The organism is Arthrobacter sp. TMP15, assembly GCF_039529835.1.
GTDB lineage: Bacteria > Actinomycetota > Actinomycetes > Actinomycetales > Micrococcaceae > Specibacter.
On record NZ_CP154262.1, the window covers coordinates 2,923,640 to 2,936,587 of the forward strand.

A 12,948-nucleotide genomic window follows, 5' to 3' on the forward strand; every position below is an offset into this window, starting at 1 on the left:
CACCTCCAAATTCTTCGCTTCAATGTTCATCCGAGATTCATTCGGCGATAACTTTCACGCCATGCCCACCCGGGAATAGTCCTGCAAGATACAGTACCGCAGCCACCCGTTCGGCTCCTGGTAATGTTTCTTCTCCGATTGCACTATCCGCGATTCATGTTCATCAACCGTGCCCGTGAGGACTCTGTTCAGGACAGCCATAGAGGTGGCACAATGGCGCCATGGCAATTCGAATCGAGACCTACTCCATTGACTCCATCTCACCGTCTGAGATCGCACGGTTCTGGGCTGAAGCGTTGGGTTGGCGGATTACCGAGGACGACGGCGATGAAGTCGCCTTGCAGCCCCCTGCCGACAGTCCCGAGGCTGGAGTCATTCCAGACCTCTTATTCCTCCGGGTACCAGAGCGAAAGTCTATAAAGAATCGCTTCCATCTTGATCTACGCTCGGATGATCAGCCTGCCGAAGTAGCGCGCCTGGAAGCGCTGGGTGCCACCAGGGTTGAGGTGGGTCAGGGAAGTGAGGTGTCGTGGGTAGTGTTGGCAGATCCGGAAGGCAACGAATTTTGCGTGCTCAGCACTCACGCTTCTTCTGCTCACACCCCCAGCAACACCTAGGGCGCCTTAGCTACCTTGTCGTTTCCTGGCTGATCTGTGCGCAATAATGGCAAAAAAGCGATGGCAAATCCGGCGGTGAGAGAACCCAACCCACCCAGTGCCATATCGGCGATTGTGTCCCCGTAAGCGGTGTAGATTTCATCGCTGATGTAGGCACGGCCCAGCCATTCCACCATCTCCCAGACGGCACTCAAAGCGAGTCCTATGGTTAATGTGAGGATGACCCCCGACGTTCTCGAGTTTCTTCCTCCCCGCAGTAGAGGAACGATCTGCAGGTTTGCCAGCACAAGATAAGCCCCCGCTGCAACAACGCCGGTGCACACGAAATGCACTGCCAGGTCCCACCAGCTAATTCTTGTGTAGAGATCAAAAACGTTGCTCCACGCAGCAATAAGTACCGTGCCCGCAAATAGCAGGTCCGCCCACGCCCGCATCCCGACAAATCGTGGAAAATAAAGTCCCGGCAACGCAAACGCAACTATGGCTGCATCGGTGAGGTCAAAGAATATTGCGGCTAAGACTACGCTCACTGTTCCCACTGCCCGCAGAACATCTGCACCGAGCTCCACTGGGCCACATGCCGCGCGGAGAAAGTTCTCTATCACGGGCTGTTATTGTGCTCGGGGAGCGCAAGCACCGTTTGAACAGGTAGGTGATCTGATGCCCATGCTCCTCTATATTGCTGTGTGTTGATTGCCACACGCTCTACACGGAAAACTGGTGAGGCAAAAATCCAGTCGATGCGTTTGCCGCCGCTGCGGGGAGCTTTGTAGTTGGCAAAAGTGCCCCATTCCTCAGTTTCACGACTATGCGCGTTCACCCATGTTTCCACCACCAGATCATCTTGAAACAGGTCACACAACACGCTGCTACCAGCTGGTGCATTCATGTCCCCAGTCAATACCGCGGGCAACTCGCTGTCGGCAATGATCCGACGAATGGCTTGAACGGACCGCAAACGTGAATGACCGGACAGGTGATCAAGATGAGTATTAAGGACCATGAAGCGTCGAGCGCTCGCACGATCCACGAACGCAGCTGACACCAGAATTCGTGGGATGACGTTACCCCACGATACTGAACCGGGTCGTGTTGGCCGATCAGAAAGCGCGGTCTGTATCCAGTCGATTAGATCGAGTCTTTGCGTGTCAAAATATATTGGACATCCCTCACCCCTACCGTCAGCATTTCTCCCCCGACCAACCCATGCATAGTTGGCCCCCAAAGAATCGCCAATGAACTGCGCTTGATCCGCAAGCGCCTCCTGTACACCCAAGAGCGTAGGGCGTTCAGCACTCAGCAATGCTTTGAGTGCAGGCGCTCGGCGGTCCCATCGATCCGCGGGCCGAGGAATCAGGTGAGGGATCCGTCGTCGAACATTCCAACTCATAACGTGCAGCGACGGCGCCTCCACGTATCCAACGAGGTTACTCCTGCGTGCGGGTGGCGGCTCCGGGGGACCGACCTGGGAATTCTCAGTGTTCATGGGTTAGTCCCAGTGAGGCCAGCCGGCTCCGGCACTGAAGCGTAACCATCCTGAACCAACGATGGGGCGGAAAGTCCCTGGGCCAATGGACCGTTACGGTGCGAAAGCCACGGTAGGTACGTCGGCGGAACGAGCTCATACTCCTGAACGGACGCATGGACATACCCATCGCCTCAGACTTAAGGTACTGAACGTGGTGACGCTCACCGATGTGGAACGAAAGATCAAGGTCGTCGTGTAATTCGGGGTCGTCACGATGCACGGACGTTCGAACCGACTGCCAAACCTCACGACGCATTGCGAAATTGGATCCAAACAAGGGCCTATGTCCTAACGCTGGAGCCGTCATTAGGGTGTAAATAGAAAGATAAATCGCAGACAGCGGCACTCTTATAGCGGCCGGACCGTCGATGAATCTGGCGGGACCGGTGAGGACTGAGACATCAGTGTGATGTGCGAAGTAATTCACACTGCTGGCGATCCATGATTCTGGTGGCACACAATCTGCGTCCAGCCGGAAGATCAGGTCACCGGTTGCAAAGTCGTAGCCCCGTGAACTTGCCGCAGGTATGCCGGGCTCAGGACAGTAAATCACGGTCGCCCCGGCAACCTCAGCCGTACGGACCGAGTCATCTGATGAGCCATTGTCCACCACGATTATCTCATCAGCAGGTCTGGTTTGCGCCCCTAGGGCTCGCAAGCATCTGCCTAGGACAGCGCTGTCATTCTTAACAGGGATGACCACTGAAACCACGGCTCGCTGCGGACTTGGGGGCATGCTTTGATTCTCAGTATGCATGTTGGCTCCTGTCCGGCGCTCTGCTCATCCTAGATTAGCTGCTCGCCCACGGTATGGGACAGCTAACTGCGGCTCATCAATAGATGGCTCACCAACAAATCGGGAGGAATGGCAAGCTTTCTGTGTTGAAACTGAGCTGGAATAAGGGCAGGCCACCGTTATCCTAGTACTGACAGCGATACAGCAGTGCATCGCCCTTAGCACTAAGCTCCAAAACGGAGTTAGTACAACTACTTGGCAACTGGAGGCCTAAATTGGAGTCCTATCCATATGCAATTGACCGGCGTCCCCCTCCTCTAGGTAGCGCCGCCATTTTGCGACAGCGGTGGAGTGATGTCAGCTTTTTGCATTGGAAAGTTGATCCAAAACTGGTCGAAGATTATATGCCCGCAGGATGCACTCCTGATGTGATAAATGGAAGTACGTGGGTGGGGCTTATCGGGTTCCAAATGTCAAAGAGTTCATTCTTTGGCAGTCCGAGTATCCCGTGGCTTGGGAACTTTCCTGAAGTGAACGTTCGTTTGTACTCGATCGACGAGCTCGGCCATCGAGGGGTTGTTTTTCTCAGCCTTGAAGCATCACACGTGATCCCAGTGCTCATAGCTCGAATGGCGTTCGGTCTGAAGTATCAGTGGGCGGCAATGAAATTGGAACAACGCGATGGCATGGTTGCCTACTTGACAAGACGCCATGGCCAACCCGACGCCTCATCACACATGATCGTGCAGCCAAGTCACGATGTAGCAGCAAATGCTGCAATCGCCCTTGACCCGGTATCAACCTTTTTGACGTCGCGGTGGGGGTTCCATGAGAGGCACTTGGGCCATACCATCTACTGCCGGAACCATCACCAGTCCTGGCCACTCCAGCACGCCAAGCTTGTGCACCTTGACGATGGACTCCTGGCCGCAGCAGGTTTCAAAGGGCTAGCTGATCGGGCCCCCGATTCCGTGCTTTATGCCACGGAAGTGACAACTGTGTTCGCTTCTCCGCAGCAACGCAATAGAGTCCGTTAGTCCGTTAGTCCTGGCGATCAACGGCGCAAGTAGTCCGTTACGGTTTGTCCCGCACAGTCTCCGGAAGTCAGTGCACCTTGAATGGATCCTGCGCTGCGGTGGTCCCCTGTCACAAGAGTCCTCTCCCCCGCCCAGATTGGACTGTTGTTTTGAAATGGTGGCGGATGCAGTGGGAGTGCGTGTGGCACCACATCGTGGCGCAGGATCTCCCAATCCTTGGTGGAGGTCTGGTAAAGGCGTTCAAGGTCACGACGGACGTCGGCTTCGGAGGCGAGGCCGTCAGGACGATCCAGCAAAGTTGTTGCCTCGATGAGATGCTCACCGGCGGGCGCGTAAGAGGGTGCAGCATCGGAGACCACGGCGGTGTGCCAGATCGGTCCAGCAGGACCGCCACCTGGGCGGCTCGCATCCAACATCAAGAACGGGCTTTTTCGCGGTCGATCCGGCGCTCGGAACCACCAAGTGGTTAGCCCACGGGTGAGAGTCGCAGACAAATTTGTAAACTTAGGGACATCCTGAGGGCCAACTGCCAGAACGGCAACTCGTGCACGGATTATCCCGTTGTCTGTCCTGACTTGAATGCCGTCTGGTATCTCCTGCAGTTCCCTGGCTGCGCAGTTCAATAGAACGGAATTCTGGAGCGAAGACGCCATCTGTTCTGGTAGGGCCCTCATCCCTTGACGCGGAAGACCGGGAGTACCAAGGGCAAAGAAGCGCATCAGCACTCGTGAGTAGTTCGCGGAGGTCTCTCCTGAGCTATCAGCAAGCACTCCAGCGAGAAAAGTATCAAGTACATCACGCCTTAGTGGTCCGGCAACGCCCGCGCCGTCTAGTGACTCACTAAGTGTTTGATCGCGCCAGGAGCGGTAGGCAATTGAGGGACGCAACAGGGTCGGCACAAACCATCGAGTGAGGTTAACTAGTTCAGATATTGAGGTGAGCTCGCTGCGCAGTGTGGCAAGAGCGTGTGTGGGATGGTAGATCGGATGAGCAAGGGTGGTGGTCTTTTCACCGACTCGAACCACAACGCCAACACCAAATTTCTGGAGTTTCAGTGCTGGCACATTGATCCATTGGCGCACCGCAGGGTATGCCGGATTTAGCAGCTGAAACCCCCTATCACACAGAAATCCATCGATCTGATCAGTCTGAACCCGGCCACCAACGGCACTTCCAGCCTCAAGAACAATGACCTTGTGACCGTTGCGTTGTGCCCTACGTGCGCATTGCAGACCAGCTAGTCCTGCTCCAATGACGATGACATCGGCTTCCATGGGGCTCCGTCCAGTTTCGCTTCAGTCTAGCGTTGGCCGGGCTTTCGGTAGGTAGTTCCCCGAAATACTCGTTCCATCTGCACGCGAATGGTGCTGGCATTCTCGAATCACGAGTCGCTAGAAGTATCTTTAGCGTATGCCTCTGTTGTTTTACATTGCCGCGATTCCATTGTTGCTTTCGGCAATCGTGATGTTCTACGTTGGGTACCTATACCGCGGGTTCGAAAAGTTGCACCGACCTTCGCCTTCGCGTATCAGCACATGGATCTGGATGACACTCGCCGTGGTGCTCGCTCTTATGGGAATCACTCTCACGCAACTCTCAAAATAGCGCGCACTAAAACCGTCCCATCGGCTTAGTTGCTAGATTTGCGCTGTGTGGAGGCTCCCGGCTAGCTTGAGCAGGGTGACATTAGACGCGATTTTTGCCATCTCCCTGCCTTTCCTCCTCATTGGGGGTATCACGACCGTGACATGGCTGTTTGTTAGACGCCGGCACCAGCGTGAACGTGAGCAGGGAACCTACCGTCCGCCGTTGCTACTTAGAATCACTGGTGTCTTCACTGTCTTTGTTGGCGCAATTTTCCTCCCAATCGGTATTACACAGATCATGGTTGCGTTATCAGCCGGTTCCCCGATTACGGATGACTTCGTGGCCCAGGCTGTCATCGGTGTTGTGTTTCTGCTTGTGGGACTCTTCTTGTGGCTTAAAAATTCCACCCGCCTGACCCTGGGCTCTGAAGGACTGAGCTACTGCAAGTACCTTGTCGTCAAGGGGACAATGAACTATGGAGATATTGAATCGGTTGTGACTAGCAAACTGACTCAAGTAACTACCATCACATTGCGTGACATTCAGGGCAAAAAACTGGATATGCCTGCGGGATCCGTGGATTGGAGCCGGCTGATCGAATGGGCCCTGACGAACTCCCGCTCCGACATCTCCGGAATATTCTCGGTAAGCCCCCACATGGAAGTTACGAAAAGTTCAAGCGAGAACTCCAAGTACAGCCCTGAGTGGAAGCAGTGAGACGATCAATGTGAACCAGTGCGTGTGGCACGCACCTGCTCCTGAGTGCTCCCAACTAGGGTAGTTTTACTCGGATGTCACGGCCGGGAATCCCTGGCCACAAGTTCGATCTCCACAGCCGCCCCCAGCGGCAGACCTGCCGCCGCGATCGTTGTTCTTGCCGGATACGGTTCGGAGAAAACTTCACCGTAGATCGCGTTCATAGCGCTGAAGTCATCGAGGGTGGTCAGGTACACGTTGACCTTCAGCACTGCGTCGAAGTTCGAGTCCGCAGCTGCTAACACTGTCCCCAGATTCGCAAACACCTGCCGAGTCTGCACTTCGATCCCACCAGCCACAATCTCTCTCGTTTGCGGGTCAATCGGAGTTTGGCCGGAGAGGAACAGCAGGCCTCCGTGGCGAACTGCATGGGAGTACGGTCCCACAGCGGCTGGCGCTCCGGGAGCATGAATAGAATTACGCTTCATTTGCATAATCTAGAACCTACCTTTTTACCTAAAACAAACCCACCCAAATGTTGTTTAAAGTTGAGATATACGCGTTAACAGCTAATGAATGGGATCAACTGCTCATATTACGCCAGCGCGAATTGTGCCAGCACGAACCGCGCGACGCCCTTGTGGCTAGGCTGGTTAGATGACAACAGTAATTCTCGTGCGGCACGGCCGCACCACAGCCAATGCCACTGGACTGCTGGCTGGCCGGACGGCGGGCGTCGATCTGGACCAGGTCGGGCGCGACCAAGCGGCTTTGACAGGAGAACGGCTCGCGGCCGTGCCCCTAGTCGGGGTGGTTTCAAGCCCTCTTGAGCGTTGCCAGCAGACAACTCAGCTCATCCTCGATCGCCAAGCTGGCAAGCCGAATACGCTGATCGATCCGGCTCTCATCGAGTGCGACTACGGCCAATGGCAGGGCCGCACATTGTGTGATCTCGCGACCGAGGATCTGTGGCCAGTGGTGCAGTCGCAACCGTCCGCCGTCGTCTTTCCCGGGGGTGAATCGATGGCCGGGATGCAGGCTCGGTCTGTGGCAGCAATTCGACGCCATGACGCAGCCTTCGAAGCCGAGTTCGGGCCGGAGGCCGTATGGGTTGTTGTCAGTCATGGTGACATCATCAAGTCAATCCTCGCCGATGCGTTCGGCATGCACCTTGACCTGTTCCAGCGGATTAACGTTGGCCCTGCCTCTGTATCGATCGTGCATTACGGCGTTGATCGGCCGAGCGTCTACGCGACGAACACCACAGCAGGCGATCTATCGTGGCTTTCAAACAAAATTCTGGGTGGTGATGCGCCGGTGGGTGGCGGTGCAGGTCAAAAGGCGCCGTGAAGCAAATGTGCCTAGACTACACATATGTCTACACATATCCACGAGTTTGACTGGCCGGATCGGGTCGTCGTTGGCACCATTGGCGTTCCGGGAACACGTACCTTTTATCTGCAGGTGCGCGCAGGGAAGCAGATTCTCAGTATTGCCCTTGAGAAGCAGCAGGCCGCTCTGCTCGCAGAGAAGATCGAGGAAATTCTTGATCAGCTCATCACTTTGGAGGGTAACCCCTTCAGTGTTCCCACGAGCACTCCCATTGAACTTGTTGACAATGACCAACTCGAAGCCGTCGATGAGCAGTTTCGCACCGGGGCCATGAGCTTAGGGTGGGACCCCACCACAGCCCAGGTTGTCATTGAAGCCCACCCCATCACCACTGTCGAGGCTGATGACAACGACGAATGGCTTGAAGAAGACGCCGCCAACGAGCCAGAAATGCTGCTGGTGCGCATGCCAGTCGGTACCGCCCGCGCCTTCGCCATGCGCACCCATGAGATCGTGGGCGCAGGGCGTCCCACGTGCCCACTCTGCGGGTACCCAATGGACGCCGACGGGCACCTCTGCCTCCCTCCCGAGGCCTGATGGCAGCGCCAAACCTAGCGACCTCTGAGCTGACTCTCACCGGTCGGATCACGACGGCTTCAAACGCTACATTCCTGGGCAGCATCGGCGATGTGGTGGTGGTCTACAAGCCGATAGCAGGCGAAAGCCCGCTATGGGATTTTCCGCACGGAAGTCTGGCTCATCGAGAGGTGGCCGCGTATCTAGTCTCGCAGGTCTTCGGCGGCGACGTGGTGCCGCATACTTGGTTGCGCGATGGTCCACTGGGCGAAGGCATGGTGCAACTCTGGCAGGAGCAAGACCCCGCCCAAAACGCCGTCGACCTTATCGCAACTGACCTTGTGCCGGCGACAGGCTGGAAATACGTTCTCGAAGGACGCGGTGAGAACGGGCAGATGGTTGCGCTCGTGCACGAAGACTCGCCAGCGCTGCGACGTATGGCGGTGTTGGACATCATCATCAACAACGCCGACCGCAAAGGCGATCACATACTTTCGATGGCTGACGGACTCCGGCACGGTGTGGACCACGGCCTCACCTTTCACCGTGACCACAAGCTGCGAACGGTTCTGTGGGGATGGGTGGGAGAGGACCTAAGCGCTAAGGAACTCGACGGCATAGATCGTGTCAGCGAAGGACTTCACGGTGAGCTGGGGCGAAATTTGACGGACTTGCTCAGCGCCGAAGAAATCGCATCGCTCGCCACGCGCTGCGCCGGGTTGCGCTTGGCAGGGCAGTTTCCGGCTCCAAGCGGTGAGATGTCAGCGGTTCCTTGGCCGCTTTTCTAAGGGAATGACGGTCCTGGCTTCCCAGACTGCGCCCCGTTGAGTCACCCTCTCTACCGGTCAGCGGTACAAGTTTCAGGCAGTCCAGCGGCTCAGACGTTGAAGCGGAACTCCACCACGTTCCGTAATCGAATAATCTTTGGGCCGCCGGTTCACTCTCAGCAACCTTCTATCCTCCGGCCTCCAACTCATCTGATTTCTGTTCTCCGCACGACGTCGGCTCAAAACGCTCAGCCACGCCGCATGCTACAACTCCATTTTCCGAAAATCGCACCAATAACACTTTTTACCGCTAGTCCGCTGTGAACACCCGATGTTCATCCCGACCCGGTAAGCGTCCGGCTCCGGAACGGCCTAAGCACAGTTCCTGCCGCTCGTCCCACGTAGACTCCGCCGCAACGACTCCTCCAACTGATCCGCCAGTACCAGCAATCCAGTTTCAGATTGATTTGGCAACCTGTGCCATTACGTCGCGCGCGGTTCCGTTCGACGTTCCCGGCCACCTAAAGTGAGCTTTGGATTCCAGCAGCTCAAGCCCGTACCTGCACCAGAACCATCCATGTCCTTTCTACTGTCCATGGTGATTGCCGTTGTGACCTTGATCATCGCCTGGATGACATTCAAGGTGTCGAAGGAGAGCAGAATTGTGGCCGAGCAAGGCCACAGGACGTCACAGGAGTCCCTACAAGTGGCCATCAACGGCTGGAAGCAGGTGGGCCGTGAAGAGCCGTGGTCCCTTACCAAGCTAGATAAGAACAACTGACCCCTGGAACACCTGCACTATAGCCCTGCTGCCATTGTTGCTGCGGCTGAAGCGTCGCCACTTTTCAGAGGCTCTCCTGTGAACTTCCAAAACCCTGCCGGGGCACCGGTGTCAATCTCCCGCAGCGGAGCAAAAGTTGTCCTGGAAATTCCGTCAACGAACCCGGGCGCTTCCCTCACCCTGTATTACCGTGAGTTCGCTGAGACCGAAGCTGTTCCGAAATGGAATCAGCTGTACTTTGCCGGCAACGACTGGACGACGGCCCAGTACTGCGCAGCTTGGGGCTTCTGCCACCGCCCCACCACGTCGCCTTAGCCACCTAGCCTCAGACTAAGGTTTCACCCTGCCAATTTGTCACGGAGCCACTGTCTGTTCGAATCGCGATACCGAAAGCCCCGAGGTTAGCTCGGGTGGCGAAGCACCGACACCAAAGCTTGTGTCAAACCCCGGGATTGGTGGAGGGTTTATTAGACCCGTTCCAGCGTTTTGAGGGCAGGTAGATTTGAGTTGTAGTTGGCTTCTTCTTCGACTGGCGGGATCTATCCGATTTCTCCGTGGAGTCGTCGGTGGTTGTACAAATCGATGTACTCGTCGACGCCTAAGCATAGGCATCTGCCGAGCGTACCGCACGAGCCGGCAGCCACGGCTGTGGCATCAACGGCCCAGACGAGAAATGAGCGATCCGCCCAATTTATGCTCTAGCTAATCGATGATCCTGACGGCGTCGATTACGTCCGCGGCGTGCAGTCGGTGCACCGTGGCCTGCCAGTAGTCTCTTGTGCCAAAATTCGTACTGTCGAAGATGCACCCCCAGGACTGCTCGGCCTCCTCAACCAAGGCTGCGGGCCAATGACTGATCGGAGTGTTGACCACGCCGGCGGCCTTGAGACGCGCATGGAAGCCGTCGTAAATCTGATCCCAACGCTTATCGAACTCGTCTTCTGGCTCTCCTGGCCACTTCGGGATCGCCAGAGTCGAGTTGAGCACGGAATGCCATTCATCGAAGTGCGACAGAAGGACCCTTTCCCGAGGAATCCTGCAGGTCAGCAGGACCTGGCCCCGAGCACGACGACAGTCGGCGACCAGATCGACCCGTCGAATCTTTGCCCACAACCACAGCGCAGCATCACCAGACGTGGGCAACTGCGCCGCCATCATCCGGCCCATCCAACCATACGCCTCTGACAAGAACGGATCCGCCAGAGCCGAGTCCGGCAACAACACCTCTGTTGTCAACAGTTCCTCGAACGCGGCACGCGTCTGGATCGTGTGCAGGAGTAAAACGTCAGCGTGCAGGTCATGGGCGAGCCTGCCCGGAGGTACAGCCGTCTCTGGCGCAGCGGATCGAATCGGAAACGGTGGCATGAGCACTATTCTTCCGTACCGCACCGACAACCCTTGCTTGTCGGTGCTTCCGACTAGAGTTACCGTCATGAGCAAAGATAATTTGGACATCGTAAAAATAGAAGAAGCGATCCTCCAGAAAGAAGAGGACATGAAAGCCTGGTGCCCGTCCAGTGGTGAGAACGTGGGCCGCATGATCGAGTCCTCCGCCACCGACAACTGGTACATCGCGTGCCCCACCTGCGGGGTGCGGTGGGCCGGTGGAAGTACAGTGCTTTCCGACCACACAAGGCCGGGCTACCGGTGATCAACATCGAATAAGCCGAGGCTGGGATCATCCAACGGCGGTGAGACACTGCACCGACGGGAGCAAAGTCGAGCCGGAAATTCCCCCATCGTCCGTGGCCGTGAGTTCGCTGGGTGGGAACCTGCTCAGCCGCTGTCGAATAAAGGCAAACGAAAGGCGGAGCGAATCGAACACGCGCGGAACACGTCTGACTACGAGACCCGCTTGTTCGACTGGATCCAGAACTCTGGGGACTCACTTGCCGGGTACGAATCGTACGTCTTGTCTATGATCTCGCCCTGTAGCGGGATCAGCATCCCAGCGACGTCGAGAAGTTCCTCCTTGTCATCGAGCTCGGGTTCGTTAGCGTCGCCGATCTCGGTATGACCAAGCTCGAACCTTACTGTGCACCACTGTCTGCCTCGATAGTCGAGCTTCGCGTCGAAGGGTTGCATGACGTACACCGTGGGAACGGCTGGCGGTCGAGGTGCGGCTTTCTCGACCAATCGCCCGGTGAACCCAGCCTAACCTTCCTCCAAGGCAGCCTAGAAATCGCTGTGGAATTGAGCCAGTGTCTGGTTCCGTGCGGCGTCGAGGTCCTTGGTAAACCGCGTCCCCTGCCCATCACGCAGCGCCATAGCGCTACCATCCTTGATTGCTCCCCCGGGGAGCGGCTGGCCAACGACGACCAAGGCCATGCAGATCCTACGCCGTTGGGCCAACCCGTCGTCACCTTCGATGTTGCGGATTCTTCGCTCTAAGGAGTGCATATTCGTCCGCGTGTCCGTGTACGTCATTTCTTGAGTCCTTTTTTCACTCGCTGCCATTCGGCGGTAGTTAACAACCCTTCCGCCCGCGCCTCTTTAGTGGCATTCACTAGGCGTTCAGTCTCGACACGCCCACGACACTCAAGGAGAGCATCGGCAACGCGTTGCGCGGCAAGTCCCTCATAGACAGTCCTAGGTGCGCCCCCTCTCACCTGTGCCAGTTCAACGAATGAGGGCAGCTTCGGCCGCGCGCGTCGCGGAACGGCCACTTTGATCCGGCGAGGGTTGACATCGGCGAGCCCGAAGAAGGCCAGCACCGATTCCCCATGGAGGTATGCACCCTCACCTACACGCAGGAGAGCCTCAGCAAACTGGTCATAACGGGTGGGTGGGACTTCCGGCACGCGGTACAGTCCGTAAGCGACATTCTCCAAACCGCCCCTAGCGGCCAGTTTGGGGAGCTCAACCGCGGGAACGCCTGCCTCGATAGCTTCTTTTGTGCTGACATACCCGTAATGATCGAGCGCTAGCTCACGCACGATGTCTCGGTACTTCGCGCCTGCAACCATGTCACAACTAAACCGAAATCGGTAGTGTTGTGACGAGCCAGCGCTTTTCATGACGATCTATAAAACTAAGGAATACAAGCTTGGAGAGGACAGCGCCGTCAAGTATAAGTGCCACAACCAGAAGTTCTTTGACGGTGCTGAAAACACTTGGGACGAAGCCGAGGAAGTCGTGGAATCGTGAGGTGCTGACGATCCGATCACGCCTGATTGGCTTAAGCAATATCTATGAGCCCAGCGTCAGCAGGATGCACCATTTCAAGGTCACACGGTGTCAGATAAACCAATGATTTGCCACCCATCTTAGGCCACACTAGCGGACTAAGAC

Annotated in this window: 19 protein-coding genes; 10 read left to right on the forward strand and 9 right to left on the reverse strand. The window is 56.5% G+C overall.

The window, feature by feature from the left end:
* Positions 1 to 221: 221 nt before the first annotated feature.
* Positions 222 to 617 carry a VOC family protein gene (locus tag AAFM46_RS13085; protein ID WP_283531003.1) on the forward strand — a complete coding sequence of 132 codons (396 nt, stop codon included), beginning with the start codon at positions 222 to 224 and terminating at the stop codon, positions 615 to 617.
* Here AAFM46_RS13085 and AAFM46_RS13090 read toward each other — a convergent pair.
* The 3 genes from AAFM46_RS13090 to AAFM46_RS13100 are packed head-to-tail and all read right to left on the reverse strand — an operon-like array spanning position 614 to position 2,902.
* Positions 614 to 1,222, reverse strand: coding sequence for a hypothetical protein (locus tag AAFM46_RS13090; RefSeq protein WP_343318228.1), 609 nt, complete (start codon positions 1,220 to 1,222; stop codon positions 614 to 616). The two genes, AAFM46_RS13085 and AAFM46_RS13090, sit on opposite strands and share 4 nt — an antisense overlap.
* Positions 1,219 to 2,103 carry an endonuclease/exonuclease/phosphatase family protein gene (locus tag AAFM46_RS13095; RefSeq protein ID WP_343318230.1) on the reverse strand — a complete coding sequence of 295 codons (885 nt, stop codon included), beginning with the start codon at positions 2,101 to 2,103 and terminating at the stop codon, positions 1,219 to 1,221. Before AAFM46_RS13095 ends, AAFM46_RS13090 begins: the two co-directional genes overlap by 4 nt.
* Positions 2,093 to 2,902, reverse strand: a complete 810-nt coding sequence (locus AAFM46_RS13100; protein ID WP_343318232.1) for a glycosyltransferase family 2 protein — start codon at positions 2,900 to 2,902, stop codon at positions 2,093 to 2,095. Before AAFM46_RS13100 ends, AAFM46_RS13095 begins: the two co-directional genes overlap by 11 nt.
* Before the next feature lie 314 nt (positions 2,903 to 3,216).
* Between AAFM46_RS13100 and AAFM46_RS13105 the strand changes: the two genes are divergently transcribed.
* Positions 3,217 to 3,918, forward strand: coding sequence for a DUF2071 domain-containing protein (locus AAFM46_RS13105; protein WP_343320450.1), 702 nt, complete (start codon positions 3,217 to 3,219; stop codon positions 3,916 to 3,918).
* A 17-nt stretch (positions 3,919 to 3,935) separates the two neighbouring features.
* Here the strand turns inward: AAFM46_RS13105 and AAFM46_RS13110 are convergent, their stop codons facing one another.
* Complete coding sequence (locus AAFM46_RS13110) at positions 3,936 to 5,192, reverse strand: FAD-dependent oxidoreductase (RefSeq protein ID WP_343318234.1); 1,257 nt, start codon at positions 5,190 to 5,192, stop codon at positions 3,936 to 3,938.
* Positions 5,193 to 5,598: 406 nt separating this feature from the next.
* On the opposite strand from AAFM46_RS13110, the gene AAFM46_RS13115 reads away from it, so the two are divergent.
* A complete protein-coding gene (locus AAFM46_RS13115; RefSeq protein ID WP_343318236.1) occupies positions 5,599 to 6,222 on the forward strand; it encodes a hypothetical protein in 624 nt (207 codons plus the stop codon).
* Between the two features lie 77 nt (positions 6,223 to 6,299).
* Here AAFM46_RS13115 and AAFM46_RS13120 read toward each other — a convergent pair whose 3' ends face one another.
* Positions 6,300 to 6,689, reverse strand: a complete 390-nt coding sequence (locus AAFM46_RS13120; RefSeq protein WP_343318238.1) for a Rid family detoxifying hydrolase — start codon at positions 6,687 to 6,689, stop codon at positions 6,300 to 6,302.
* 169 nt (positions 6,690 to 6,858) lie between these two features.
* Here AAFM46_RS13120 and AAFM46_RS13125 point away from each other — a divergent pair, with 169 nt between their 5' ends.
* The 5 genes from AAFM46_RS13125 (at position 6,859) to AAFM46_RS13145 (ending at position 9,972) form a co-directional block, all read left to right on the forward strand.
* Entirely contained in the window at positions 6,859 to 7,551 is a 693-nt protein-coding gene (locus tag AAFM46_RS13125) for a histidine phosphatase family protein (RefSeq protein WP_343318240.1), read from the forward strand.
* A gap of 24 nt (positions 7,552 to 7,575) precedes the next feature.
* On the forward strand, positions 7,576 to 8,130 hold the full coding sequence (locus tag AAFM46_RS13130) for a DUF3090 domain-containing protein (RefSeq protein ID WP_343318242.1): 555 nt from the start codon (positions 7,576 to 7,578) through the stop codon (positions 8,128 to 8,130).
* Positions 8,130 to 8,897, forward strand: coding sequence for an SCO1664 family protein (locus tag AAFM46_RS13135; protein ID WP_343318244.1), 768 nt, complete (start codon positions 8,130 to 8,132; stop codon positions 8,895 to 8,897). The genes AAFM46_RS13130 and AAFM46_RS13135 overlap by 1 nt, the downstream gene beginning before the upstream one ends.
* A gap of 556 nt (positions 8,898 to 9,453) precedes the next feature.
* Entirely contained in the window at positions 9,454 to 9,657 is a 204-nt protein-coding gene (locus tag AAFM46_RS13140) for a hypothetical protein (RefSeq protein ID WP_343318247.1), read from the forward strand.
* A gap of 78 nt (positions 9,658 to 9,735) precedes the next feature.
* The gene (locus tag AAFM46_RS13145; RefSeq protein WP_343318249.1) at positions 9,736 to 9,972 is read left to right on the forward strand and encodes a hypothetical protein; all 237 of its coding nucleotides are present in this window, start codon (positions 9,736 to 9,738) and stop codon (positions 9,970 to 9,972) included.
* Between the two features lie 387 nt (positions 9,973 to 10,359).
* Here the strand turns inward: AAFM46_RS13145 and AAFM46_RS13150 are convergent, their stop codons facing one another.
* Complete coding sequence (locus AAFM46_RS13150) at positions 10,360 to 11,022, reverse strand: DUF3841 domain-containing protein (RefSeq protein ID WP_343318251.1); 663 nt, start codon at positions 11,020 to 11,022, stop codon at positions 10,360 to 10,362.
* Positions 11,023 to 11,089: 67 nt separating this feature from the next.
* On the opposite strand from AAFM46_RS13150, the gene AAFM46_RS13155 reads away from it, so the two are divergent.
* Entirely contained in the window at positions 11,090 to 11,308 is a 219-nt protein-coding gene (locus AAFM46_RS13155) for a hypothetical protein (RefSeq protein WP_283531017.1), read from the forward strand.
* Between the two features lie 191 nt (positions 11,309 to 11,499).
* On the opposite strand, the gene AAFM46_RS13160 is transcribed toward AAFM46_RS13155, so the two are convergent.
* The 3 genes from AAFM46_RS13160 to AAFM46_RS13170 all read right to left on the reverse strand — a co-directional run bounded on the left by AAFM46_RS13160 (position 11,500) and on the right by AAFM46_RS13170 (position 12,623).
* Entirely contained in the window at positions 11,500 to 11,742 is a 243-nt protein-coding gene (locus AAFM46_RS13160) for a hypothetical protein (protein ID WP_343318253.1), read from the reverse strand.
* Between the two features lie 90 nt (positions 11,743 to 11,832).
* Positions 11,833 to 12,084 carry a hypothetical protein gene (locus AAFM46_RS13165; RefSeq protein ID WP_343318255.1) on the reverse strand — a complete coding sequence of 84 codons (252 nt, stop codon included), beginning with the start codon at positions 12,082 to 12,084 and terminating at the stop codon, positions 11,833 to 11,835.
* Positions 12,081 to 12,623: a type IV toxin-antitoxin system AbiEi family antitoxin domain-containing protein gene (locus AAFM46_RS13170; protein WP_343318256.1), complete on the reverse strand. Its 543-nt coding sequence runs from the start codon at positions 12,621 to 12,623 to the stop codon at positions 12,081 to 12,083. The genes AAFM46_RS13165 and AAFM46_RS13170 overlap by 4 nt, the downstream gene beginning before the upstream one ends.
* A gap of 49 nt (positions 12,624 to 12,672) precedes the next feature.
* On the opposite strand from AAFM46_RS13170, the gene AAFM46_RS13175 reads away from it, so the two are divergent.
* Positions 12,673 to 12,804 carry a hypothetical protein gene (locus tag AAFM46_RS13175; protein WP_283531021.1) on the forward strand — a complete coding sequence of 44 codons (132 nt, stop codon included), beginning with the start codon at positions 12,673 to 12,675 and terminating at the stop codon, positions 12,802 to 12,804.
* Positions 12,805 to 12,948: the final 144 nt, after the last annotated feature.

Excerpts from the sequence above, each read along its gene's own strand:
- AAFM46_RS13085 (WP_283531003.1), top strand. The coding sequence starts at position 222 with ATGGCAATTCGAATCGAGACCTACTCCATTGACTCCATCTCACCGTCT.
- AAFM46_RS13095 (WP_343318230.1), bottom strand. The coding sequence starts at position 2,103 with ATGAACACTGAGAATTCCCAGGTCGGTCCCCCGGAGCCGCCACCCGCA.
- AAFM46_RS13100 (WP_343318232.1), bottom strand. The coding sequence starts at position 2,902 with ATGCATACTGAGAATCAAAGCATGCCCCCAAGTCCGCAGCGAGCCGTG.
- AAFM46_RS13110 (WP_343318234.1), bottom strand. The coding sequence starts at position 5,192 with ATGGAAGCCGATGTCATCGTCATTGGAGCAGGACTAGCTGGTCTGCAA.
- AAFM46_RS13120 (WP_343318238.1), bottom strand. The coding sequence starts at position 6,689 with ATGAAGCGTAATTCTATTCATGCTCCCGGAGCGCCAGCCGCTGTGGGA.
- AAFM46_RS13125 (WP_343318240.1), top strand. The coding sequence starts at position 6,859 with ATGACAACAGTAATTCTCGTGCGGCACGGCCGCACCACAGCCAATGCC.
- AAFM46_RS13130 (WP_343318242.1), top strand. The coding sequence starts at position 7,576 with ATGTCTACACATATCCACGAGTTTGACTGGCCGGATCGGGTCGTCGTT.
- AAFM46_RS13135 (WP_343318244.1), top strand. The coding sequence starts at position 8,130 with ATGGCAGCGCCAAACCTAGCGACCTCTGAGCTGACTCTCACCGGTCGG.
- AAFM46_RS13140 (WP_343318247.1), top strand. The coding sequence starts at position 9,454 with ATGTCCTTTCTACTGTCCATGGTGATTGCCGTTGTGACCTTGATCATC.
- AAFM46_RS13150 (WP_343318251.1), bottom strand. The coding sequence starts at position 11,022 with ATGCCACCGTTTCCGATTCGATCCGCTGCGCCAGAGACGGCTGTACCT.
- AAFM46_RS13155 (WP_283531017.1), top strand. The coding sequence starts at position 11,090 with ATGAGCAAAGATAATTTGGACATCGTAAAAATAGAAGAAGCGATCCTC.
- AAFM46_RS13160 (WP_343318253.1), bottom strand. The coding sequence starts at position 11,742 with ATGCAACCCTTCGACGCGAAGCTCGACTATCGAGGCAGACAGTGGTGC.
- AAFM46_RS13165 (WP_343318255.1), bottom strand. The coding sequence starts at position 12,084 with ATGACGTACACGGACACGCGGACGAATATGCACTCCTTAGAGCGAAGA.
- AAFM46_RS13170 (WP_343318256.1), bottom strand. The coding sequence starts at position 12,623 with ATGGTTGCAGGCGCGAAGTACCGAGACATCGTGCGTGAGCTAGCGCTC.
- AAFM46_RS13175 (WP_283531021.1), top strand. The coding sequence starts at position 12,673 with ATGACGATCTATAAAACTAAGGAATACAAGCTTGGAGAGGACAGCGCC.